The organism is Synechocystis sp. FACHB-383 (assembly GCF_014698605.1).
GTDB lineage: Bacteria > Cyanobacteriota > Cyanobacteriia > Cyanobacteriales > Microcystaceae > Synechocystis > Synechocystis salina.
On the sequence record NZ_JACJTJ010000057.1, the window covers coordinates 1 to 24,889 of the forward strand.

Consider the following 24,889-nt stretch of genomic DNA (forward strand, 5'->3'; position numbering starts at 1 on the left):
CTAACCAGATACTCACAAACTTAAATGTGTCTAACACTGGGTAGTCATCTTTAGGAAAATTAGATAGATGAGTTTTGACAATATGTCCAAAATTTGATATCATTGCTTCAATTATTTTAATGTTTCTGCCCTTTATTCTATCATTTTAAAGGGCTTTTTCCTTCTTTATAACTATCGTTCAATACTTCTGCCTTTGACTATTGCTGAATTACCTAATTTTAATTTAGGGGTGGACGATGCTGCCCAGTCAGCAATTGATTTTCTTCGTTTGGATCAACACGTTAAGGTAACAGATTGGATTGCAAATCATTTAATCCCACCTATCTACCGTGTTACTTTAGGGCGAACAATACCTGTAAGAAATGTAAGGTCACAGGGTAATAATCAACTAACAGCAGAAATTAATCTTGATGGTTACAATATTACAACTGAAGTTTTACAAGCTAACTGCACGATTGATATAAACTCTTTCATTAGGCTTATTCCCAGTTCTGAAGATTCACATCAAGGTCAAACTATTAGCCAACTTTTTTCTGGTGGAAGTACTTGTGTTGTAGAAGCAATTAACTGGAATAGTGGAACAATAAATCTTGCAGTTAGACAAACAAATAGCCCAAACCATTATCAACTTCGTGGTCGTTTTCATAGGACACAAGAAGATGTTTATCCTTTTGCCACTATTGATGAAAGTCCTTCAGATTTTGTTGCGGGAAGAGTTGATCAGAAACTACAAAATACTCAAGAAAATCATATTTTTCAATGGTTAGCCCCGCAAAATCCTCAAATCCCAGAACAAATCACGATTTCTAATGATGATCACAACAAATATGGACAATTAATCAGGACTTTACAAATCCCCAAAAAAGAAACACAAGATGATCGTTATCAACTAGATGATAATCAAGTAAAAGCAATAATCAACGGGTTAAACACAAGAGTTCAACTGCTACAAGGGCCACCAGGAACTGGAAAAACAGAGACAACGGCGATAGCTACTTTTCTGAGAATTTTAGCACGTCGCACTAATGGTGACATTGTTCTGATTACAGCTCATACGCACACAGCTGTAGACAATTTACTTTTGCGTTTAGATAGCCTTTTGCCAATTTTGCAACAACACGCTCTTAATTTGAACCTAAATGTTCCATCAATTCAACTTAGTCGAGTTGATTCTAGAAATAATGAAGCTTTTGTAAATACACAGATTACGACTTTTGGTTCTAAACCTTGTGTTACTCAAGTTAATCAAATGCGTTCAAATAGTGTTTTGATAATCGCTGGAACGACTAGCGCAATTTTAAAAATGGTTAATGAACTAAATACAAGGCAAAAATTTTTGAGAGATTACCCCCAAGGTTTTGTAACAACAACTCTGATAGTTGATGAAGCAAGTATGATGGTCTTTCCTCACTTTTTAGCTCTAGCTACATTAGTTGAAAATGATGGTGAGATTATGTTAGCAGGGGACCATAGACAACTTGCTCCTATTATTACTCATGATTGGGACAATGAAGATCGCCCCCCTGTTTTACTTTACCAGCCTTATGTTAGTGCTTATCAAGCCATACAAAACCTTAAAGAAAATTCAGATGTTGAAATACCGAATGAATCAATACTGCGTTCTGCTTTAAATTATACTTTTCGTTTGCCACCTATTATTCGTGAACTGATTGCTCGCCTTTACCGCAAAGATAATATTGAATTACAAGGAAAGGAAAAAGATAGAGATATAGAGAACAATGAAATTACAGGAGCTTGGGAAAGACTTTTACAAGGTAGTGGTGGGCTTTATCTTATTATTCATAATGAACGTGAATCAAAACGTAGTAATCAAATTGAAGTAGACATAATAAAAAAAATCTTGGAAGCTGGGGGAGAACTTCCCGATAGCTCTACTGCTATTCTTACACCCCATCGTGCTCAAAGATCACTGCTCAAAACTGAATTAGCAAATTATTACGAACACTCTGTTGATGTGATTGACACTGTGGAAAAAGTTCAAGGAGGTGAACGAGATAATGTGATTGTTTCTGCAACGGCAAGTAATCCATCAGCAATTGGCAAGAATGTAGAGTTCATCCTTAGTTTAAATCGCTCAAACGTTGCTTTTTCAAGGGTTAAAAAACGTTTGATAGTAGTTTGTTCAAAAACTTTATTGGACTATATTCCTGCAGAAATTGAAAACTATGAAGAAGCTATACTTTGGAAGTCATTAAGATCAGTTTGTTCCGAATTTATTTTTGAAGATATGTTTCAAAATGCAAAAATAGAGGTCTATGCTCCCAAACAAGACTTAGAAAATAAAAGACAATAAAGAAATTTTACTCATGTCATAGTTTATACTAAGATTTTTATGAAAAACAAAACTTTGCCTAAATTTTCTATTGTCTAAATAATGACTTACCACGTAGCTGAATTATCGGCGATCGCCGTCCTATTTCAAAGAAACTTTCTTACATCTAATATTGGTAAATATAGCAGGGTTGAGTGGAGAAAATCTATGTACTTTGTCCTCATTTAATGCTTTTTTCATTGGTCTTTCAAGTCCTGTCAGTGAAAAATTGGGGCGGCATTGAAGACTTTTTGCTTCACAATGGAGGGGTTAAGGCTATGTTGATAAAATTCTTTTCACGATCATGGTTAAAAATCAAAGGGTTTGGCTAACTCGGGGACTGGGGGGCTTACTAATCTGGGGGGCCATGGCCACGGTCTGCCGAGCAGAAACCATTCCCTTTACCCTGCTCCAGCTCAACGATGTGTATGAAATTGCCCCCATAGATAACGGCCGTTGGGGCGGCTTAGCTCGGGTGGCTAATTTACGCCGGCAGTTGGAACAAGCTAATCCCCACACCTACACCGTGTTAGCAGGGGATTTTCTCAGTCCTTCCGCCTTGGGCACAGCCCTCTACAACGGCGATCGCCTGGCGGGGAGGCAAATGGTGGCGGTGTTGAATGCCATGGGGTTGGACTATGCCGCCGTGGGCAACCATGAATTTGACGTTAGTGCCCAGCAATTTAGGCAACGGATTGCAGAGTCGGATTTCCAGTGGTTATCAGCCAATATTGCCGACGGTGCGGGCAATCAGTTTACAGGCATCAAACCCTACGAAATCTTGACCATCCCCGGAGCGGAAGGGGGAGAAGTGAAGGTGGGCATTTTAGCCCTGACCATTGACAGCAATGCGGCTGAATATGTCACCTATAGTGATCCCATTGCCACGGCCCGCCGCTACATAGAAAGTCTGGAGGGAGAAGTGGATGTGTGGGTGGCTCTGACCCATCTTTCCCTAGCCCAGGATTTAGCTTTAGCTCAAGCCATTCCCGAATTAGATCTGATTTTAGGGGGCCATGAACACGAAAATATCCAGCGCAACCATTTAATTATTAAGCCCGACAGTTCGGCAAGTTGTCCCCAGGCCCAAACGCCGATTTTTAAGGCCGATGCCAATGCCCGCACTGTTTATATCCACCAACTGACCTACGACACGGACCGGCAATGTTTAGAAATTGATTCCCAACTCCAACCCATCACTGCGGCGATCGCCGAGGACCCAGCCACAGCCCAAGTTGTTGACCAATGGCAAGAAATTGGCTTTACAGCTTTTCGTCAAGCAGGATTTGAGCCCATGGCGGTGGTAGTTAAAGCCCCCATGGCCCTGGATGCCCTCGATGCCCATGTGCGTAGCAGATCCACCAATCTCACCCGACTAATTACCCGGGCGATGCAGTACGAATATCCAGCAGCGGCCATGGTGATGTTCAACGGTGGCATGGTGCGCCTTGATGACCTACTTAGTGCTGGTTCCATCACCCAATACGATATTATTCGCATCTTACCCTTTGGCGGCCGGGTGGTAACGGTGGATATAAGGGGGGATTTGTTACAAAAAGTTTTGACCCAGGGGGAAAAAAATCGGGGCACTGGTGGCTATCTCCAGCTAGCGGGCTTGGCTCCCGCTGACATTGAGCCAGACAAGGTCTATCGGCTGGCATTGATGGAATATTTGTTAACCGGACAGGAAGTGGGCTTGGATTACCTGACAGAAAATACCCCTGGATTAAAAGTGATTGGCTACGGTCGGGATATTCGTTCCATCTTGGTGGATTATCTACAAAATAATGCCCACCAAGCCTTTACTGATTTGGGAGAACCCTAGGTGGGAGGTCGTGGTCGTGAAGTAATTCCCATTCCAGTTGATCAATACACTAAAACCATCATCCAAGGAACTAGTCTGGGTACCAAAACATGCCCTTAATGCCTTCGGGATCCAGCACAAAGCCCAAACGTCGATAAAAATCCACCACCTGGGGATCGGCGAACAGGGTGATATTACTAATGTCGTAATGGCGTAATTTGCGGATGATATATTGCATTAGGGCCTTACCCAAACCCTTGCTCTGCAGACTGGGGTGAATGACCACGTCCCATACGGTGGCGTTGAAAGCATGGTCAGAAGTGGCCCGGGCAAACCCCACCAGTCGCCGTCGATTGCCCCGCACTTCCCACATGGTAACCACCAAAAAACTGCACTCTACGGCTTTTTTAACTTTGCGAATGGGACGTCGGGCCCAGCCCACCGCATCACATAACTCCTCCAACTCGTAGAGGTCAATGTCCCGGTCAGTGGTGAAAAATATCCGGCCTTTATCACTGTCATCGGTGGGAAATTCTTCTGCCCCCGTTGGGCCCAGGGATGGTGAACTAGTTGAATCGGGATTGAAAAAGCGTTTCCAAAAAACCATGCCGTTGGGCGTTCAAGAACAAGCTGGGGTGGACAAAGGAAAAAGCAGTGGGGGGGATGGAAATGGTGATAATTACTTTCAAACCTTAAGTATAAGCTTTGATCGCATCCCCCTGGTGAATCTCTAAAAGCCTAGATCCTCCCTGGCGATCGCCGCTTCAGCCAATACTTCAGCATCGGTCATGCTCGGCCAATCTTGGCAACCAATTTCACTGTAAAACTGCTGGTCATAGGGCCGGGTACGCACCACCACCGGCATGGGCACCGCATGGCCCAACACCAACGCCTGTTGTTTGGAATCTAGCTTGGCCAAGACGGAACGCAAATTTTGTCCCCCTGCCACCCCGGTAAAAATTGCTTCAATGTCCTTTTCGTCGTTGAGCAAGCAGGTAATGCGGGTACCAATTTGGGACATAACTTCGTTGTCAATGCCCGATGGCCGTTGATCCACCACCAACAGGGTGACAAAGTATTTACGCATTTCCCTGGCAATGGTACCAAAAATGGTCTGATGGACGATGGCGGAGTCTAAAAAGCGGTGGGCTTCTTCAATGGTGATCACCAATTGCCTCGGGCGATCGCCAACGTGTTTAGTTTGGAGAAATTTTTCGGCTTTTTTAACGTAAATGCCATGGATACGTCTGGTGATCATATTGGTGGCTAACATATAGGAAAGCAAATTGGATTGAGAACCAAATTCAATCACCACATGTTTACCTGCTTCCAAACATTGCAAAAGTTGGTCAATGTAGTTGTGGGCGCTAACCTGTTTGAGATACTTTAAATTTTCTAGTCGTTTCAACTTCCGTTGCAAAGACATAATGGAGCCGGGATGGCCCTGTTTTTCTTCACAAAAAACCTTAATTTCTTCATTGGTCATCACCAGTAAACGGGAAATCCAACCAGAGCCAAATTCAGAAAATAAAATATTGGCATTGTCCAACGCCGCCTCCGACAAACCCAACTCAAAACCTACTAAACGAATATCTTCAATTTCAATTTGATCAAAGCTTAAATAGAGTTCCTGGGCTCCCCTCACCCCCCGCCGTTTGGTGGATTCCGCATCGAGGGTAAAAATTTCCACTTCCCCCGGAAATAGTTGCCGTAACCCCTTCACAGTGGAAACAGTTTTGCCTTCCCTCATCGCTTCCCAGCCGTATTCTGAGTGCATGTCAAACATCAAATTGACTGCCGCTTGCTTGTGGATAATGCCAGAAATAAGTAAGCGGGTTAAAAAGGATTTTCCGGTGCCCGATTTACCAAAAACCCCATTACTTCGTTCCACAAAACGGTCTAAATCTAAGCAGACTGGCACCGCCATGTCCAACGGTTCTCCAATGGCAAAATTGCGCCGAAATGGATCATCTTCCCAACCAAACACTAAACGAAAATCCCTTTCACTGGCTTCAAATACCTGGCTAAAGTGGGCAGGAATAGTTTTTACCGGCAACAATTCCACCTCGGCATTACTATTAGCTTGGTAGGAGGCCAGACCATTGCCATTACTCTGGCGATCGCCATGGCCGTTACTTTGTTCAGTTAAACTTTCGCCATAACCTGGTTCCGTGGCTGACTCCGTTAACATCAACATGGGCGCCAATTCTAACGTGCCGTAGGTACCACTGCCGGCCAAGACATCAATTAAAAAATCATCATTAATATGGGGGGGATTGGCCAAAATTCGGGGGTTGGCAGTGCCCAAGGAAACATCGGTAAGCAAACAAAAAAAGCGCGACCGCCTACCCTGAATAACTAAAAATTTGCCCACCCGCATTTCTTCCACAGAAACATCCGCATGAAGACGTACTTCCAAGCCCTTACTAAGGGAACCTTGGGTAACGGAGCCGAGGGCGTGGTCTGGCATAAATTCTGGGGCGGGTCAAAAATGGGGTGCAATTGTTGCCATCGGTTAATACTCAAACCTCAGCGTTGGTACTATTTTGCCACACTGACAACGGAGCGTGGAGAGGAAAAAATGACCAATTTGCCCTGTAAACCTCATTGTTTCCCCTGATTTTCTTGGGGTTGGGAAGACTGAATCTTAGTTGGTTGAGCAAGGGGGTTTGCTGAGGTGGAAACGGGGGTGGGGTTAAGGGTCCCCCATTGTTGATAGTAGGACGCCAATTGCTGTTGATGATCAAGCTGAAAGCGTAATTGTTGACCACTGCGCTCGAGGGTGTGGGCGGTGTAAACCTGGTCTTGGAAATTTTCCGTGGAGGACACCAATTGCCCCAGGCCATCCACCAATTTTCTCAGGTTGTTACGAAAGGCTGGATCGCCAGTTAATTGCTCCACATCGCTGGTGATTTTTTGGGCATTTTCAAAGGTGAGTCGGGCCGCATCCAGGGTTTGCTGGAGGGTCAGCATCAGGGTGGGGTCATTGAGGTCGGCGGAAATTTGCCGGATATTATTGCTGGTGACAGCCGCATTTTCCATCAGCAGGGCCAAGTCGTTGGTTACTTTTTGGGCATCGATCGCCGCTAGGCCATGGTTGACGGTGGCGACGGCGGTTTGGATTTCTCGACCGATGGCCTGGAGGTCCCGGTTGGTGGTTTCAATGCTTTTCAGGGTGAGATTGACCTGGGCCCGATTTTCCCCCACCAGTTGATTGAGGTTAACCATTAACAGGGAAGCTTCTTCGATGGTGCGGTTGATGTGGTCTTGGTTGGTCAGGACCACTTGATTAACTCGACTGGTTAACAGGGAAGCGTTATCGGCGGCCTTGGCGATCGCCTCGGAAGTACGGCCAAAACCCCGCACCTGTTGATTAGCGGTTTTGCTGAGGGCCGTAATTTCAGCGCTCATGGTGGCAATGCGAGCAGCGGCCAGGTTGGCACTTTTCACGGTGGCGTTAATGTCGGCCACAAATTGCGGCTCACTATAGGCCTGGGCTAAACGAGCCATGCTGTTGGTTAATTGAGTCCCCGCTTGCCCCTTCAACTCGTCGCCATTGCAAAGAATTTTGCCACTTTCGGGACAGTCGGCGCTAAGGGGGTCTAAGGCCAGGGCCGCATCGGACAATTGGCGATCGGGAATCATATCAATGGCCGCTTCCCCCAATAAACCGTAGCGACTGATTTCCACCTGCACATCGGCGGGGATACGCAATTGGGTGGAACTAATCTCCAACTGGGCCAAAATTCCGTTACTGCCGGGGATTAATTTGGCCACCCGACCCACGGGCACTCCCCGATAACGCACTGCCCCCCCCACCTGGAGCCCACTGGCATCGCCAAATTGTACCAACACTTCATAGCCTGGATTGCCAAAACCGCCCCCCCGTAACCATAGGACAATACCACCAATAATAAATAGTCCCAACAGGGCAAACAGACCAACGGATCCTTCTTTGATGGTGCGGGGTCTGAGCATACGCAAGGTCTCAATAGGGCCGAAAAATAAAGCGATTTGCCTAGGGGGGGAGGAGTTCCTTGCCGGGAGGAACGTTCAAAAAGTTAGACCAGCCCACCATCGCCTCTTTTTCTAGGAAACGGTCAGGGGCCAACGGGTTCCCCTATCTTACCGCCGTATTGGTTAATCCAAAATGCGAATGGGACCATCCACTTTGGCTTCAAAGAATTGCCGCACCAAGGGGTTATCGGTCTGGTCGATGGCACTGACTGGCCCCTGCCATTGGATTTTGCCATCGTAGAGCAACACCACCCGATCCGCTGTCCGGCGAATGGTACTTTCCTGATGGCTAACCATAATATAGGTTCCACAACCTTCCGGAGATTTTTGTAAGCGCCGCACTAAGTCTTCAATGACGGTGGAGGCGATCGGGTCTAAACCGGCGGTGGGTTCATCGTACAAAATCACCTCTGGATTGTCCTCCGGTTGATGGGGATTGGACATGATCGCCCGGGCAAAGCTAACCCGTTTACGCATCCCCCCCGATAGTTGGGCTGGATAGTAGTCTTCAATGCCCGTTAACCCCACCAGGGCTAGTTTGTGGGCCACCTGCTCCCGGATGACTTCCCTGGATAGGGAGGAATGCTCCAGCAAGAAAAAGCCGACATTTTCCGCCACTGTCAGGGAATCAAACAGGGCTGACTGTTGAAACACCAGGGCGATGCGGATGCGCTCATTGTCGTCCTCCACCAAGCCCCGCCGGGGTTCCGCTTTGATTAGCACCTGCCCATTATCCGGTGGCAATAGTCCGGCGATGATCCGCAAAATGGTTGATTTCCCGGTGCCCGACGGGCCAATCACCACCAATGCTTCCCCCGGATAGAGGTCTAAATCCACATTGTCCAAAATTTGGCGATCGCCAAAGGATTTACTAATGCCCCGGAGTTGAATAAGGGGTTCCGTCATTTTGGATAATCCCGCCCCTAATCCACCCGCTCCAACTGCCAGAGAATTTGGTTCCCTTCCCTTCTCACTCTGGAAACAACCCAGTTGCGCCATGACCAATGATCCCCCCGGCTGGTGACGGCACTGGGGTTAATATCCATCAAATCTGCCAACTCTGAACTGGTGATTAAATACCCCTGCTTGGCAATTTCTTCGGCAGCCCGGAGGGTTTCTACTAAATTACGCACCTGGAGAATGCGTTCTTCCCTCGATAACAGATACTCTTCCACATTGTTGACAATATTTTCCATAGCAATGCCTGTAAATAACACTCCAAGAGCGATCTAGAACCATATTCAGGGGAATTTTCCCTTCCACATCTTAACTAGTTTCCCGAAAACAGATGCTCAAATAAAACACTTTTCGCTTTTCTTGGCTGAACCCAGCGAAAATCAGGGGTTTCATTAGAAGGAGGACAAACAAAAATAATTTACTTTTATTCATAGTTTCCCATGGTCAACTCCACCTAAGGGATGGCTATAATGGACAGGCCAAAAAGTCCCTACCCTGGGCTTTGTCGTGGAAATATCGTTCATTTCGCCCCTAATTGCTGTGTTGCACCATAATTTCCGCCTCTTTTGCCTAACTTTACTAGCCTGTTTGTCTGGTTTTGCCCCCCATGCCCTAGCCCAAAATGTCACTGCGGCGAACGATGGCACTGGCACCACCGTTGATACCCAGGGTAATCAATTCAATATTGGCGGCGGTAGTTTGTCAGGAGATGGGCAAAATTTATTCCACAGTTTGCAACAATTTGGTTTGGATCAAAATCAGATTGCCAATTTTTTATCCAACCCCGATATTCGCAATATTCTCACCAGGATAGTGGGGGGCGACGTTTCGATTATTAATGGTCTCATTCAGGTAAGCGGGGGCAATGCCAATCTATTTTTGATGAATCCGGCCGGCATGATTTTTGGGCCCAATGCCAGCATCAATGTGCCCGGAGACTTTGTGGTTACCACCGGTTCGGCGATCGGTTTTGGCAATGACCAATGGTTCCAGGCGATCGCCGACAATAACTATGGGGCGCTGGTGGGTAGTCCGACCCAATTTGCCTTTGATTTAGCGAACCCCGGTTTAATTATTAATGCGGGGGATTTGTCGGTAACGGAGGGCAAAAATCTCGCCTTTTTGGCGGGCAATGTGGTTAACACTGGTTCTTTGACAGCCCCTGGGGGCAATATTACTGTCGCCGCAGTACCAGGACAAAATCGTATTCGCATTTCCCAGCCTGGTAGTTTGTTGAGCTTGGAAGTGGAAGTTTCTCCCCAGATGAATCAGGGGGGATCTTTTTCCGTGTTGGATCTGCCCACCCTATTAACCCAGGGAGCAGGCAATCTCGATTTGGGTTTAGCAGTACAAGCTGATGGTACCGTGACCCAAAATTCCACGGACACGATGGTTTCCCCCCTACCCGGTTCCGTCACTGTGTCGGGCACCATTGATGCTAGTAATACAAATTCTGTTCTCACCCCTGGTGGGCAAGTGGCGATCGTTGGTAATCAAATAGCACTACAAGGAGCGGCGATCGATGTTTCTGGTAATGGTGGTGGCGGCACGGTGCGCATTGGTGGAGACTTCCAAGGACAACCTTCCCTCCCTACCGCAATCCAAACAGTGGTGGATAAAAATTCGGTAATTAAAGCCGATGGTCTACTCACAGGGGATGGGGGCACCGTAATTGTCTGGGCCGATGACTCTACCCGTTTTGGCGGTGCCATTTCAGCCCAGGGGGGAACCATGGGAGGAGACGGTGGCTTGGTGGAAACCTCCGGTGCCAAAAATTTAAGGGTGGATGACACTGCTAGGGTGAACACCTTATCCACCATGGGGGAAACCGGCACTTGGTTGTTGGATCCGGAGGAATTGATTGTTGGTCTTGTCAATAACCCCGGTGCTGAACCAAGCTTAATTTCTGCTTCAACCGTTCAAGGCAATCTAGTCTCAAGCAATGTTGTTCTCCAGGCAGATAAATCCATAGCTGTTATTCAGCGAATATTTCCCACAGGTTCGTCAAATAATCTTACTTTTGATTCACCCTTAATAACCTTAGATGAACGGGTCTCTATCGGAGACGGTTCAATCACTTTTACTAATACTGGCCCTATTAATACTGGCAATACACTAGTTACCTCATCTATCAACGATTTAAATTTTGAGGACAATGTTGAGCTGAATGCCAACACAACGTTTAGCGCACCAGGCTACGAAGTTGTTTTCTTTGACCCTGTAAATGGCAACTTTGACTTATTAGTCGAAGCAGATGGCATCATTTTTTTTGACGGAGCCGGCACCACTACTCCCCTGAAAAGTATTGGTGTTACCATCACCGCTACCACAGGTTTCAATTCTGGTAAAGCCATCTTTGTACAGGATGATATCCTTACCCAGGGAGATCAAGTTTTCGACGGGCAATTCTTTGCATCTGGATTGAACATGGAGTTTAATCCGATGATTAATTTGACGAGTAGTGCAGGCTCAGTGATTTTCACCGGGGATATTACTCTGACAGATGTAGCATTTAAAGTACAGGCCGCCCAAAATATAATTAGTCCCTCCACTTCTGACCTCCGGTTTTCTAGCCTTACAACAGTATCTGAAGTACTGCTTGATGCCGGGCAAAATGTTTCTTTCGGGAATATCAATACCAGTGGTGGAAATTTAGATATACAAGCTTTGGGCAATATTTCTACCGGATCAATAGTTACATCTTCATTTGCCGTACCTGGAGGAGAAATATTTCTCAATGCTGGTGGAAATCTTACGACTGGTTACCTAGAAACAGTAGGAACTGATGGAGGGAACGTCACTCTATTGTCAGGCGGCGATACCAATACCAGTTACATCGATGCTCGGGGAATTGGAGATGATGCGGGAGTAGGAAGCCTAAGCCTGGGGGGAATCATAGGGAGCCTAAACCTGGGGGGAGAAGTTGTAATCAAAAGTAAAGGAGATATTACCACTGCTTTTATTGATACTGGAGCTTATTCAGAGGAAATTCCAAATGAAGGTACAGGGGGAAATGTTTTTCTCACAGCGGACGGTAATATCACAACAAATTATATATTTACCGCTGGTAAAAATGGGGGTGATATTTTCTTTCAAGCCGGTGAAAATGTAGATATTATCGATTATTTAGATACCTTTGGAAGTGAAACTAGTGGAGATGTATATGTTGAGACACCGCTGGATATTTCAATTGGTTCCTACATATTCACTGGAGGGAATGGGGTACCCGGGAATGTGTTCCTGCAGGCGGGGGGAGATATTTCCACTAGCTACATAGATACTTCAGCGGCCAATGGTGGTGATATTTTTATTCAGTCAGGGGGAGACATTGAAGTTAGTTATTTATTCACCCAAGGGAATGAGGGAACAGGAGGGGACATCTATATTGAGGCTGCTCGTTATTTTCGGGCGATCGATGGCTTCTTTATTGGCCCAGAAGGGCCTTTTAGTATCTACACCGCTGGCGCCACAGCTGATGGAGGTGGAGATGTCTACATTCAATTTGGCGGAACTGAACCTTTCATCGTCGGTAATCCCATTACCAATGGAACCCTGGGGGCAATTAGTTCGGGAGACGACAATACTGTGCAAATTGGCACACCGCCAATTTTTGATACCTTTACTCTGGGCAATATAACTATAACTACTGATTCTGAGCCGGAACCTGAACCCGAGCCGGAACCCGAACCCGAGCCGGAACCCGAACCCGAACCCGAGCCGGAACCTGAACCCGAGCCGGAACCCGAGCCGGAACCTGAACCCGAGCCGGAACCCGAGCCGGAACCTGAACCCGAGCCGGAACCCGAGCCGGAACCTGAACCCGAGCCGGAACCTGAACCCGAGCCGGAACCTGAACCCGAGCCGGAACCTGAACCCGAGCCGGAACCCGAACCCGAGCCGGAACCCGAACCCGAGCCGGAACCCGAACCCGAGCCGGAACCCGAACCCGAACCCGAGCCGGAACCCGAACCCGAACCCGAGCCGGAACCCGAACCCGAACCCGAGCCGGAACCCGAACCCGAGCCGGAACCCGAACCCGAGCCGCCAACTCCTCCCATCCCCGTCGAGCCTCCAACTTCTCCAGATGTTGAAGAAATCGATGATGAGAGGCAGATATCGTTTGACATTGAGAGGTCTACCGTTACTAATACCCCCAGTCTGGAAATCCAGACTCAAGACATAGCTCCGGGTATTAATCTTTTCAATACCAACGTTGGCGTTAACTTCCCTACCAATCAGGTTGTTTTGCAACAACAATTAAATCAAAATGTAGAGGAAGGAATTTCTGCACAGTTCACTACTCACCTTAATTTGAATATTGATATTGAGCTGGTCAGCCCCGTTGATGTTTTACAGGAGTTAAATCTCAATACTGGGGTAAACTCTGCCTTGGTTTATATCTATTTTTATCCTCCGGGAACCGCAGGAGAAAATCTTCCCGAATGGCAATTTTCTTCTAATAGTGGGCTGACCATTCCCCCCTTAGCTTCCTATCCCAAAATAAATCATTGGCAAGTAGCCTCCACTGAGCAACTGGTCATTCCCCCCAATAATGATCCGCAACCGGATGATCAGTTAGTAATCGTGCTAGTGACGGCAGATGGTATTGCTAAGCCAATTCCCCTCAATGTCAGCCGCCGGGAAGTGGTTCGTCAGGTGGAAATTTTGAACCGGAACTTAACTGCTCCAGGGCGGGGAGATGACTACCAAGCTCAAGCTTCCCAGTTGTACGACTGGTTTATCAGGCCAATTAAGCCAATTTTGGAGGATAGGAAAATTGAGAATATCAGCTTTATTCTCGACCGGGGATTACGTTCTTTGCCCATGGCGACAATGTATGATCGCCAATTGGAGAGGTATTTGGTTGAGGATTATAGCGTGGGGCTTATGCCTAGCTTGGCTCTGACCAATCGAGAATACACCCCCGTCCAAGGTTCCCAAGTATTGGCTATGGGGGCAGAAACCTTTGCCAGCCAAAATCCATTGCCAGCGGCGGCGGTGGAAGTGGATACCATTACCAATCAATTGTGGCGGGGTAGTGCTTTCCTCAATGACCGGTTCACGGTGGATAATTTTGTCCAGTCCTTGGCGACCAAAGAATATAGCTTAGTACACTTGGCTACCCATGGTGAATTTTTACCCGGCAATCGCAACAATTCCTTTGTGGTTTTCAGTGATCGGTCTTTAGATTTGGACGAATTTGCCAACGTTGGCTTGGATAAACCCATTGATTTGATGGTGTTATCGGCCTGTCGCACTGCGGTGGGAGATTTCGACGCTGAATTGGGCTTTGCTGGCCTAGCCGTGAAAACCGGAGTCAAAACGGCGATCGGTAGTCTGTGGTACGTCAGCGATGAAGGAACTTTTGCCCTGATGACCAGTTTCTACGATCAACTCCAACCAGCCCCCATTAAGGCCAAAGCCCTACAGCAAGCCCAATTAAGTCTGCTCAAGGGAGAAATTCGAGTTGTGGGGGACAATCTGATCCTTGGGGATGGCACAAATATTTCCCTTGTAGATTTACCATCGGATATCCGGCAACGCTTAGCAACGCAGGATTTAACTCATCCCTATTTCTGGAGCGGTTTCACCCTGGTGGGGAGTCCCTGGTAACAAGAACAGAACTTGGTCGGGCCAGTGCTCCCATTTCCTTTGCTTTGCCGTTAACCCATATCGCCATTTGTAATCGCTAAGGCCACTGGGGGTGCCGATCCGTGGCCATAATGGAGGCGAAGACGAATTACAGAAAAACTACCATGTCCTTTGCCAATGCCAATACTCCCCCCCAAGTTGTTGTGTTGGGGGCCGGAGCCTGGGGCTCTAGTCTTGCCTATGTGTTGAACAATAATGACATTCCTACCCAAGTTTGGTCTCGTCGATCGCCGCAGAGCCTGGAATCCATGGTGGCGGGGGCTGATGTAATTGTCTCGGCGGTTTCCATCAAGGGGGTACCATCGGTGGCGGCCCGATTAGAGGCCATGGACCTCCAGAAGCGGACTATTTTGGTAACGGCCACCAAGGGTTTAGACCCTGAAACCATGGCTACCCCTTCCCAAATTTGGCAAGCCTCCCTACCTTCCCAGCCGATCGCCGTTTTGTCGGGGCCGAATTTATCGAAGGAAATTGACCAGGGTTTGCCGGCGGCAACGGTGGTGGCCAGTAGTGACCAAGCCGCAGCGGAAGAAATCCAAACCATTTTTGCAGCGGACAACTTTCGGGTGTACACCAACAACGATCCCCTAGGCACAGAATTGGGCGGTACCCTAAAAAATGTCATGGCGATCGCCGTGGGAGTATGCGAAGGTTTGGGGCTGGGAACCAATGCCAAATCCGCCCTGATCACCAGGGCCTTGCCGGAAATCACTAGGGTGGGACTGCATTTTGGGGCCCAACCAGACACCTTTTGGGGCCTAGCGGGGTTAGGGGATTTATTGGCTACCTGCTCCAGTATGCTCAGCCGTAATTATCGGGTGGGTTATGGTTTATCCAAAGGCCAACCCCTGGAGGAGATTTTAGCCAACCTAGGGGGCACCGCCGAAGGGGTTAACACCACCGACGTACTAATAAAAATTGCCAATCGAGAAAAAATTGCTGTGCCCATCACTAGACAGGTTTATCGTTTGCTCCACGGAAAAATTACTCCGCCCCAGGCAGTGGAAGCATTGATGGAAAGGGAATTGAAAGCAGAATTTGAAGACTTTGATCTTTGATATGGTCCTGTTCTCCCATCATGATCATGATTCAGGCCGAGTTAGGGGTCTAAACAAGGCGATTTTTTCATTGGGAGCAAAATCAGCTCAAAGCTTCCCCATTGCTAAAGTTGAAGCGGCTCCATGGCGACGGGAGCAACAGTTACCCCGATGAACAACTTTTGAGGCGTAATCCCAAAATCAACAAATCCCGTTCCTGGCCCCCCAACTCCGCCACCTTGGGCAATAGGCCCCACTGCTCAAAACCGTGGCGTTGAAACAAACGAATACTGGGCTGATTGTGGGCAAAAATGTATCCCAGCAACGTTTTTAGCCCCAACTGGGGGGCCTTGGCGATCGCCGTTTTGAGTAAATACTGCCCCAAACCTCGGTGATGCCAGAGGGGGTCAAGGTAAATACTCAACTCCGCAGTGCGATGGTAGGCAGGGCGACCATAAAACCGCTGAAAACCCAACCACCCCACTATTTGCTTGTGCTCCGTTACCAACACCCAGAGGGGATAGGTGTCTGGCCCATGGTCCGCAAACCACTGACGACGGCTTTCCACCGTAATTGCATCGGTATCACCGGTGGCTACATTTTGGGGAATGTTGGCATTGTAAATAGCAACAATAGAATCTAAATCCGTAATGATGGCATCCCGTAGGAAAAGGTCAGATGGGATCACAGCAATATTTTAGTACTTGCGGGGTTGATATAGGCACTAGTCTAAATGTTAATGGGAATTGCGATAGTTTCCGTCATTTCTAGGCGATCGCCAGAACGGAGTCGCAAAAATTGGTAGCGAAAAATACATTTTCTAACTACTTGACTCTTTACGATGGATACTCGACGCAGCGCAAAATTGTAATCTATCTGACTGCACTAAGGAGAAAAAATGGCTAAAACCCCCCAGGAAGTCCTCAAGTGGATCCAAGACGAAAAAATTAAGATTATCGACCTTAAGTTTATTGATACGCCGGGAATTTGGCAGCATTGCTCCTTCTATTACGACCAACTTGATGAAAACTCCTTCACCGAAGGTATTCCCTTTGATGGCTCCAGTATCCGGGGGTGGAAAGCCATTAATGAATCCGACATGTGCATGGTGCCCGACCCAAACACCGCCACCATCGATCCCTTCTGCAAAGAACCGACCTTGACCATGATTTGCAGTATCAAGGAGCCCCGCACTGGGGAATGGTATAACCGGGATCCCCGCACCATTGCTGCCAAAGCCGCCGAATATCTCCGTGGCACTGGCATTGCCGACACAGTTTACTTTGGTCCCGAAGCTGAATTTTTCCTCTTCGATGACATTCGCTTTGGCCAAACGGAAAATTCTAGCTTCTACTTTGCCGACAGCGTGGAAGGGCGTTGGAACACCGGTCGGGAAGAGGAAGGGGGCAACCTCGGTTACAAACCAGGCTACAAACAGGGTTATTTTCCCGTGGCTCCCACCGACACCGCCCAGGATATCCGCACAGAAATGTTGCTCACCATGGCGGCCTTTGGCGTTCCCATTGAAAAGCATCACCATGAAGTGGCTTCCGGTGGTCAGAACGAATTGGGCATCAAGTTCGACAAGTTGGTCAATTCCGCTGACAACTTGATGATCTATAAATATGTGATCAAAAACGTGGCTAAGAAGTACGGCAAAACCGTTACCTTTATGCCCAAGCCCATCTTCAACGATAATGGTTCTGGCATGCACGTGCACCAGTCCCTCTGGAAAGATGGCCAGCCCCTCTTTGCCGGGGACAAATATGCCGGCTTTAGCCAAATGGGTCTCTGGTACATCGGCGGTATTTTGAAACATGCCCCCGCCCTGTTAGCCTTCACCAACCCCACCACCAACTCCTACAAACGACTGGTGCCCGGTTTTGAAGCCCCCGTTAACTTGGCCTACTCCCAAGGTAACCGTTCCGCCTCCGTGCGGATTCCCCTCTCCGGTGGTAACCCCAAAGCCAAGCGTCTGGAATTCCGTTGCCCCGACGCCACCTCCAACCCCTATCTCGCTTTTGCCGCCATGCTCTGTGCCGGTATTGATGGGATTAAAAATCAGATTGACCCAGGTGAACCCTTGGATGTGGACATCTATGACCTCAGCCCCGAGGAATTAGCCAAGATCCCTTCCACCCCTGGTTCCCTAGAGGCGGCATTGGAAGCGTTGGAGAAAGACCATGAGTTTTTGACTGGTACCGGCGTTTTCTCCGCTGATTTTGTGGAAAGTTGGATTGAGTACAAACTCGACAACGAAGTTAACCCCATGCGTCTGCGTCCCCACCCCTACGAGTTCTCTTTGTACTACGACTGCTAAGCCAGTCCATCTCAGCGGGTTTTAGGTAGTAACCAAAATCTGTGTCAACGGCCGGCCCCATGCACCGATGGTGGTACTAACTGGGTTGGCCTAGGACTGATGAAAACCAAATGGCGATCGCCAACCGGAAACTTTCTTTATGGGAAATTCTGGGGGGCGATTTTTCTTTTAGAAAGATTTGTTGAGTCCAATCAATGGTCTGACCAGGGATTTATCATGGTTATAGTGCCACCGTGATGCGAATGAAATCTCCCCTGCGTCGTCTACTACTTTCCCCTCTACTACCACTTCTCATCGGGGCAGGGCTATCGGTAATGACCGTTAATACTTGGTTTTTTCTCCACAACCAAGTTCAACAGCGACTCAAACAAGTTTTGACCAATCGTCTGATTAATATTCACGAACAAATTGAAAATCAACTCAATATTCACATCCGTCAACTGGAGCAAATGGCCGGACGTTGGGAACGATCGCCAACGGGAACGGAGCAAACAGATTGGGCGTTAGATGCTAGGGCCCAGGCGGAAAGTTTCAGTGGTTATCAGGTGATCCAATGGGTGGATTCAAAATTTGTGGTGCGGTGGGTTGAACCATTGCCCGGTAATGAAGAGGAGATTGGCTATGCGAACCACTATCCCCGCCAAATCCAATCCTTAGAATTAGCAGCAAGGCAAAAAACTACCATCCTCAGCAGAGTGGTGGATTTAGATGAGGGAGAGAAGGGGTTTTTGGTGTATGTGCCCCTATTTATCGAAAATAGATTTGACGGTTTTGTGGTGGGGGTTTTCCAACTCAATCAGTTTATCGATGCCGTTCGCCCCCTATCCAGTGAAAAACCAGGCCCAGATGGTAGTCTACGGAGCTTTGGCCTACGTATTTTTGAAGACAATCAACTCATATATGACGATATCCCTGCCCATTGGCGCCAGGATATTGTGGTTAACCAAGAATTAGAGTGGGCCGACTCCTTGCCCCAAGCGGAAGCCATGACTAGCCATTGGCAACTGCAATTAGTGCCGGGGCCAGTTCTGCTAGACCAGTACGGTTCCTTTTGGTCGGAATGGACTTTACTGAGCGGTTTGCTCATGGCCTGGGCGGTGGCGATCGCCGTTCATTATCTGCAAAAAAGCCGTAAACATAGTGAGGAGCTGGGGGAACTAATCAAACAACAGCAAAAAGCTGAAGAGTTTTTACAGTCTACCCTCCAGGAATTAGCTGTCCAAAAAACCGCCCTGGATGAGGCGGCCATTGTGGCCATCACCGATACCGAAGGAGTCATCACCTACGTTAACGATAAATTTGTGGAAGTATCTGGCTATAGTCGGGAAGAACTGATTGGCAACACCCACCGTTTAGTTAATTCCGGTTACCATTCCCGGGAATTCTTTCAGCAGTTTTGGCAGACCATCAGAGCCGGAGAAGTATGGCACGGACAAATCAACAATAGGACTAAAGCCGACAACACCTATTGGGTCGACAGCACCGTTGTCCCCTTTTTAGATGAAGAAGGCAACCCCTATCAATACCTGGCCATCCGCTTTGAAATCACCTCTAGCAAACAGGCTGAAAAAAGTTTGCGCGAAAGTGAAGCCCGGTTTCGGATGATGGCGGACACCTCCCCCATTATGCTGTGGGTGGCGGATCAGGATAAGAAAATGACCTTTGTCAATCAGTCCTGGTTAGAATTCCGGGGGTCTACCCTGGCGGAGGAATTGGACAATGGTTATCTAGAAGGCATTCACCCCGACGATAAAGGCCATTACCTGGGGGTTTATTACCAAGCCTTTGGCGATCGCCGACGTTTTGAATTGGAATATCGTTACCGTAGGGTGGACCAACAATACCGCTGGATTGTCAATGTGGGGGTGCCCCGTTACCTAGAAGACGGCAAATTTATGGGCTACGTGGGCTCTTGTCTGGACATTACTGACCGTAAACAGGCCCAGGAAATTTTGCAGAAAAAGCTCAATCAAATCCTGTTAATGCGGAAAATTAGCCAGGAAATCCGCCGGAGCTTACAACCAACTTTAATTTTCCAAACCGCCGCCCGCCAAGTGGGCAATGTCTTTGCCGTGAGCCGTTGCCTGATCCACAACTACTCGGAAGCTACGACCGTACAGGTGCCCGTGGTAGCGGAGTATTTGGGAGGACAATTTACTTCCCTGCTGGCCGGAGAAATTGCGGTGGAACACGCCTATGACCGGATTATCATCCAAGGTGATCGGGCCATGGCGGTGGTGGATCTAGACCGGGATTTAAACTCCACTGCAAGCAAAGAATTTTACCAACGGTTCCAAGTAAAATCCCTTTTGGCACTGCGGACTTCCTACCAAGGTAAAGCCAACGGCATCATTGCCCTACACCAGTGTGACCGACAGCGGGTTTGGACAGCGGACGAAATTGAGTTGCTAGAGGCGATCGCCGAACAAATGGGCATAGCCCTGGCCCAAGCCTCCCTGTTGGAAAAGGAACGGGAACGTCGTCGGGAATTGGCCCAGAAAAACCTGGAATTGGAAAAGGCTAAATGGGCCGCCGAAGCCGCCAACCGGGCTAAAAGTGAATTTTTGGCCATGATGAGCCATGAAATCCGTACCCCCATGAACGGGGTCATTGGCATGACGGAATTGTTAATGATGACCGATTTGAATTTACAGCAACTGGATTATGTCCAAACCATCCGCCAAAGTGGAGAAACCCTGCTGACCATCATCAATGATATTCTCGACTTTTCTAAAATTGAAGCCGATAAACTGGTGCTGGAAACCCAAGCATTTGAACTAAGACCCCTAATTGAAATGGTGTTGGAAATGTTTGGTCCCATTGCCCGGGCCAAAAATCTGGAATTGACCTATGGCATTGACCCCCAAACCCCCGCCCGCATTCTGGGAGACCAGGTCCGGTTGCGGCAAATTCTCTCTAACTTGATCGGCAATGCTCTCAAATTCACCGAAAAAGGGGAAGTGGTGTTAACGGTAAAAGTGCAGCCCTTTGACCCAGAAGAGCCATACCACACGATTTTGAATTTACCCCACCCCAGCCATCGCATCTGTTTCAGCCTCAGGGATACGGGCATTGGCATACCGCTGGAGCGCCAAGACCGTTTATTCAAATCCTTTAGCCAAGTGGATTCTTCCACCACCCGGAAATATGGTGGCACTGGATTAGGTTTAGTGATTAGCCAACGCCTCACCCAGATGATGGGAGGAGTGCTGACGGTGACCAGTGAACCAGGGGTGGGCTCCAATTTTCATTTCTGCATCCTCACCACGGCCCAGGCCCCCGCCTTGGCCGAAGCCGATTCGGTGCAACAGATGAAGGGCAAACAGGTGTTAATTGTGGATGACAACGAAACTAACCGGCGGATTTTGCAAGAGCAATGCCAGACTTGGGGGTTAGTGTGCCATTGTTTTACCAGCGGGGAATCGGCCCTGGATTGGTTTGCCCGTTGTTCGGACTTGGATGCGGCTATTTTAGATTTACAAATGCCCCAAATGGATGGCATCACCCTGGCTTACCATCTGCGGCAATTTGCCCAGGGCAAGAATTTGCCCATGATCCTGCTTTCTTCTGGGTTGGTGGCTGGTATAGATGACTTATCCCTCTTTCAAACGGTGCTCAATAAACCGGTGCGCCAATCCTTGATATTTGAAAGTTTAGTCAACCTTTTCCAGGGGTCGGTGGATCTGGCGGACTACCCCCTACAGTTTGAGCGGTTGGATTTACCGGAATTTATCCTGGACGGAGATAAGCCCCCCACAGAAGACAACGTCACCAGTCTGCAACCGGCCCTACAAATTCTCTTAGCAGAAGATAATCTGGTTAACCAAAAAGTAGCCCACCAGATGCTCAATAATTTGGGTTACCCAGTGGCGATCGCCAACAATGGCCAGGAAGTGATCCATGCCTTGGAGGAAAAGTTTTATGACTTAATTTTGATGGATATGCAAATGCCGGTGATGGATGGCCTGACCGCCTGCCGTCACATCCGTCAAACCTTACCGCCGGAACGTCAACCCCGCATTGTGGCTATGACTGCCAATGCCATGCCCAGCGATCGCCAAGACTGCTTGAATGCCGGCATGGACGGCTACATTAGTAAACCAGTTTCCATTGCCCAACTACGAAAAGTATTACAAGATACTCCGGTCTTGATGGCTTCCCCCCAAGCTGGGGGAGATGCTGTTACCCCAGAGGTCGATATTATGACCCTAGAAGAACAAACCATCGTCAAACCCACCGCTATGACTGTGTCTCCCCTGGACCCCACGGCGATCGCCTTTTTGCGGGATGAACTCTGTGGCGGCGACTTGGGCCTGTTTAGGGAAATGGTGGTGTGTTACTGCCAGGAAAGCCAAAAGTTAATACAGGAATTGCTGCAAGGGTTGGAGACAGGGAATTTAGATGTGGTCAAACGCGCTGCCCATTCTCTCAAATCCAGTAGTGCCTCCCTCGGGGCCCAGCAATTGTCTGCTTTCTGCCAACAACTAGAAAAGGATGCTGGATCAGGTAAACTAAGTTCAGAGTCTCCCACCCAGTTGGCTGACCATTGTCAACAATTACACACCGCTGTGGTGGAGGCCCTCACTCCCTTCGCTGTTCCCTAGCTATGAATCTGCCTAAGCCAACGGAAACCCCCGCTGCAACCATTTTAGTGGTGGACGATGATGGTTTTATGCGGATGCAACTGCGGGTTTACCTACAAAAAGAAGGACACCGGGTAGAACTGGCCGAAAATGGGGAAGAGGCCCTGGCCAAATTTGCTGAAATCAAGCCAGAAGTGGTGTTAATGGATGCCCTGATGCCCGTCATGGACGGCTTTGCCTGCTGTCAGGCCCTGATGAAAAATTATCAAAACCCTTCTCCATTAGTGCTAATGATTACAGGGCTAGACGATGAAGCTTCGGTGGATCGAGCCTTTGAGGCGGGGGCAATCGACTATGTAACTAAACCAATCCATTGGGCAGTACTGCGGCAGAGGGTAAAACGTTTGCTCTATCAAAGTCGTCTGCAACACCAACTGGAATCCGCCAACCAAATGTTGGAACGGTTAGCCAAAATCGACCAACTAACTCAGTTAGCGAACCGTCACCAGTTGGACTTATTTTTGAATACGGAATGGCCCGAGGCAATCCGAGAACAGTATCCTTTTTCTATTTTGCTCTGTGACATAGATTATTTCAAAAACTATAACGACCATTACGGTCACCAGGGAGGGGATGACTGTTTACAACAGGTGGCCAAGGCCTTAAGCAGAGTGGTGCACCGTCCCAAGGATTTGGCTGCCCGCTATGGTGGGGAGGAATTTTTGATGGCCCTACCCAACACAGACCTCGAAGGAGCTATTCACATCGGGGAAAACATCCAAGCTGAGATTACCAGTCTTGCAATTCCCCACGCTCGATCGGCGATCGCCAACCATGTCACCCTGAGTATTGGTTGTGCCAGCACCATTCCCTGCCTAGGTAGCAGTTGGGAACAGTTGGTGGCGGCGGCGGATAAATATTTGTACGAAGCCAAGGCCCAGGGGCGTAATCGTTTGGTCAGTGGTCGATGGGGGGAAGAAGCCATGGGATAATCAGGCCAACGCTACTCTGAGCTGTTTTTTGATGAAATTTTTTACCGCTATGCGTGACGTTCTCATTAGTCTCACTGTTGTTGCTTTTTTTAGTTTGGTGTTAGTTTCCGTGGCCATTTTTGGTAAATCGTCCCCTCCGGCGATCGCCGCTCCCCAGGAAGTTAACCCAGTCCAAATTGCCCAAGCTTCTGCCCTCCAAACTCCAGAACCATCTCCTATGACTGCCGAAAATTCCGCCAATATTGTCACCACCGAATCTGGATTGCAATACATCGATGAAGTGGTAGGGGAAGGCCCCAGCCCCACTAAGGGCCAAAAGGTAGAAGTACACTACACTGGTCGCCTCACCGACGGCACTAAGTTTGATAGCTCCGTTGACCGCAATAAACCCTTTACCTTCACCATCGGCGTCGGCCAGGTGATTAAAGGTTGGGATGAAGGGGTGGCCACCATGCAGGTGGGTGGTAAGCGTAAACTAATTATTCCACCGGATTTGGCCTATGGTTCCCGGGGAGCGGGCGGTGTGATTCCCCCCAATGCCACCTTGGAATTTGAAGTGGAATTGCTTGGTATTAAATAGTTTTTAATTACCCATCGCTAATCTCAATAATCTGCTTTTCCGTTACTAGGGCTTGCAGAGGGATGTCCCAGGGGTCGTGGGGGAGCTTTTCCCTCAGCCCCGCCTCAAATAATATGCCGGCCTTGGGCACTGCCCGCCAGAGGGGATCGGTAAACAGTCGGTCATAATAGCCACCGCCATAGCCCAAACGGTATCCTTGGCGATCGCCTGCTAAGCAAGGCACCAGCAATAAATCCACTGTGGTCGGTGACCAGATTTCAGTTTGATCGGTGGGGACTTTAATGCCATAGGCTCCGGTGGTTAACGGTTGTCCCCATTGCCAGGGATGCCAAACCAAATTTTTTTGCACGCAGCGGGGAAAGCCCCAATGTTTTGCTTTGCCTAGGCGATCAAACAATGGCTCTAAATCCGCTTCCCGTTGGGTACTGAAATAGGCACAGATCCGACTGCTCTGCTGGAACACTGACCATTGCTGGAGGTTGGCACATAATTCCAGGCTTTGACGTTGCCATTGCACCTCCGACAATTGCCGTCGCTGTTGTAGTAACTTGGTTCGTAATTGAGCTTTGTCCACTAGCCTCCACGGCGGCCCAGAAAGGCAAAGATTGGCGTTGT

Annotated in this window: 15 protein-coding genes and 1 pseudogene; 8 read left to right on the plus strand and 8 right to left on the minus strand. The window is 48.4% G+C overall.

Features of this window, described 5'->3' with window-relative positions:
• Nucleotides 1-103: pseudogene (locus tag H6G45_RS17300) on the minus strand (IS4 family transposase); the annotation flags it as partial.
• Nucleotides 104-193: 90 nt separating this feature from the next.
• Between H6G45_RS17300 and H6G45_RS17305 the strand changes: the two are divergent.
• Together H6G45_RS17305 and H6G45_RS17310 are read left to right on the plus strand one after the other, a co-directional pair.
• The gene (locus H6G45_RS17305; protein WP_199309843.1) at nucleotides 194-2,314 is read left to right on the plus strand and encodes an AAA domain-containing protein; all 2,121 of its coding nucleotides are present in this window, start codon (nucleotides 194-196) and stop codon (nucleotides 2,312-2,314) included.
• A gap of 322 nt (nucleotides 2,315-2,636) precedes the next feature.
• On the plus strand, nucleotides 2,637-4,157 hold the full coding sequence (locus tag H6G45_RS17310; RefSeq protein ID WP_190599639.1) for a bifunctional metallophosphatase/5'-nucleotidase: 1,521 nt from the start codon (nucleotides 2,637-2,639) through the stop codon (nucleotides 4,155-4,157).
• Nucleotides 4,158-4,227: 70 nt separating this feature from the next.
• On the opposite strand, the gene H6G45_RS17315 is transcribed toward H6G45_RS17310, so the two are convergent.
• From H6G45_RS17315 to H6G45_RS17335, 5 genes are all read right to left on the minus strand, one after another.
• Nucleotides 4,228-4,743, minus strand: a complete 516-nt coding sequence (locus H6G45_RS17315; RefSeq protein WP_190599640.1) for a GNAT family N-acetyltransferase — start codon at nucleotides 4,741-4,743, stop codon at nucleotides 4,228-4,230.
• A gap of 123 nt (nucleotides 4,744-4,866) precedes the next feature.
• A complete protein-coding gene (locus H6G45_RS17320) occupies nucleotides 4,867-6,606 on the minus strand; it encodes an ATP-binding protein (RefSeq protein ID WP_190599641.1) in 1,740 nt (579 codons plus the stop codon).
• A 134-nt stretch (nucleotides 6,607-6,740) separates the two neighbouring features.
• Complete coding sequence (locus tag H6G45_RS17325) at nucleotides 6,741-8,114, minus strand: MlaD family protein (RefSeq protein ID WP_190599642.1); 1,374 nt, start codon at nucleotides 8,112-8,114, stop codon at nucleotides 6,741-6,743.
• 162 nt (nucleotides 8,115-8,276) lie between these two features.
• Nucleotides 8,277-9,059, minus strand: a complete 783-nt coding sequence (locus H6G45_RS17330) for an ABC transporter ATP-binding protein (RefSeq protein ID WP_190599643.1) — start codon at nucleotides 9,057-9,059, stop codon at nucleotides 8,277-8,279.
• 17 nt (nucleotides 9,060-9,076) lie between these two features.
• Nucleotides 9,077-9,349: a hypothetical protein gene (locus tag H6G45_RS17335; protein WP_041425911.1), complete on the minus strand. Its 273-nt coding sequence runs from the start codon at nucleotides 9,347-9,349 to the stop codon at nucleotides 9,077-9,079.
• Nucleotides 9,350-9,617: 268 nt separating this feature from the next.
• On the opposite strand from H6G45_RS17335, the gene H6G45_RS17340 reads away from it, so the two are divergent.
• Complete coding sequence (locus tag H6G45_RS17340) at nucleotides 9,618-14,723, plus strand: CHAT domain-containing protein (protein ID WP_347338292.1); 5,106 nt, start codon at nucleotides 9,618-9,620, stop codon at nucleotides 14,721-14,723.
• 143 nt (nucleotides 14,724-14,866) lie between these two features.
• Nucleotides 14,867-15,820 (plus strand): NAD(P)H-dependent glycerol-3-phosphate dehydrogenase, encoded by a 954-nt coding sequence (locus H6G45_RS17345; protein ID WP_190599644.1) that lies wholly within the window; start codon nucleotides 14,867-14,869, stop codon nucleotides 15,818-15,820.
• 142 nt (nucleotides 15,821-15,962) lie between these two features.
• On the opposite strand, the gene H6G45_RS17350 is transcribed toward H6G45_RS17345, so the two are convergent.
• Complete coding sequence (locus tag H6G45_RS17350; protein ID WP_190599645.1) at nucleotides 15,963-16,487, minus strand: GNAT family N-acetyltransferase; 525 nt, start codon at nucleotides 16,485-16,487, stop codon at nucleotides 15,963-15,965.
• Nucleotides 16,488-16,697: 210 nt separating this feature from the next.
• Between H6G45_RS17350 and glnA the strand changes: the two genes are divergently transcribed.
• From glnA to H6G45_RS17370, 4 genes are all read left to right on the plus strand, one after another.
• A complete protein-coding gene (gene glnA / locus H6G45_RS17355; RefSeq protein ID WP_190599646.1) occupies nucleotides 16,698-18,119 on the plus strand; it encodes a type I glutamate--ammonia ligase in 1,422 nt (473 codons plus the stop codon).
• 242 nt (nucleotides 18,120-18,361) lie between these two features.
• Nucleotides 18,362-22,723, plus strand: coding sequence for a high salinity-induced biofilm formation sensor histidine kinase Hik14 (hik14, locus tag H6G45_RS17360; protein ID WP_242018231.1), 4,362 nt, complete (start codon nucleotides 18,362-18,364; stop codon nucleotides 22,721-22,723).
• 2 nt (nucleotides 22,724-22,725) lie between these two features.
• Nucleotides 22,726-23,694, plus strand: coding sequence for a PleD family two-component system response regulator (locus tag H6G45_RS17365; RefSeq protein ID WP_190599648.1), 969 nt, complete (start codon nucleotides 22,726-22,728; stop codon nucleotides 23,692-23,694).
• 49 nt (nucleotides 23,695-23,743) lie between these two features.
• Nucleotides 23,744-24,274 carry an FKBP-type peptidyl-prolyl cis-trans isomerase gene (locus H6G45_RS17370; RefSeq protein WP_228015925.1) on the plus strand — a complete coding sequence of 177 codons (531 nt, stop codon included), beginning with the start codon at nucleotides 23,744-23,746 and terminating at the stop codon, nucleotides 24,272-24,274.
• A gap of 7 nt (nucleotides 24,275-24,281) precedes the next feature.
• On the opposite strand, the gene H6G45_RS17375 is transcribed toward H6G45_RS17370, so the two are convergent.
• On the minus strand, nucleotides 24,282-24,848 hold the full coding sequence (locus tag H6G45_RS17375; protein ID WP_190599650.1) for a 5-formyltetrahydrofolate cyclo-ligase: 567 nt from the start codon (nucleotides 24,846-24,848) through the stop codon (nucleotides 24,282-24,284).
• Between the last annotated feature and the right edge of the window lie 41 nt (nucleotides 24,849-24,889).

What these genes read in the sequence shown, in the direction of transcription:
- H6G45_RS17310 (WP_190599639.1), top strand. Translation starts at nt 2,637, where the DNA reads ATGGTTAAAAATCAAAGGGTTTGGCTAACTCGGGGACTGGGGGGCTTA.
- H6G45_RS17320 (WP_190599641.1), bottom strand. Translation starts at nt 6,606, where the DNA reads ATGCCAGACCACGCCCTCGGCTCCGTTACCCAAGGTTCCCTTAGTAAG.
- H6G45_RS17315 (WP_190599640.1), bottom strand. Translation starts at nt 4,743, where the DNA reads ATGGTTTTTTGGAAACGCTTTTTCAATCCCGATTCAACTAGTTCACCA.
- H6G45_RS17330 (WP_190599643.1), bottom strand. Translation starts at nt 9,059, where the DNA reads ATGACGGAACCCCTTATTCAACTCCGGGGCATTAGTAAATCCTTTGGC.
- H6G45_RS17345 (WP_190599644.1), top strand. Translation starts at nt 14,867, where the DNA reads ATGTCCTTTGCCAATGCCAATACTCCCCCCCAAGTTGTTGTGTTGGGG.
- H6G45_RS17335 (WP_041425911.1), bottom strand. Translation starts at nt 9,349, where the DNA reads ATGGAAAATATTGTCAACAATGTGGAAGAGTATCTGTTATCGAGGGAA.
- H6G45_RS17325 (WP_190599642.1), bottom strand. Translation starts at nt 8,114, where the DNA reads ATGCTCAGACCCCGCACCATCAAAGAAGGATCCGTTGGTCTGTTTGCC.
- H6G45_RS17370 (WP_228015925.1), top strand. Translation starts at nt 23,744, where the DNA reads ATGCGTGACGTTCTCATTAGTCTCACTGTTGTTGCTTTTTTTAGTTTG.
- hik14 (WP_242018231.1), top strand. Translation starts at nt 18,362, where the DNA reads ATGAAATCTCCCCTGCGTCGTCTACTACTTTCCCCTCTACTACCACTT.
- H6G45_RS17365 (WP_190599648.1), top strand. Translation starts at nt 22,726, where the DNA reads ATGAATCTGCCTAAGCCAACGGAAACCCCCGCTGCAACCATTTTAGTG.
- glnA (WP_190599646.1), top strand. Translation starts at nt 16,698, where the DNA reads ATGGCTAAAACCCCCCAGGAAGTCCTCAAGTGGATCCAAGACGAAAAA.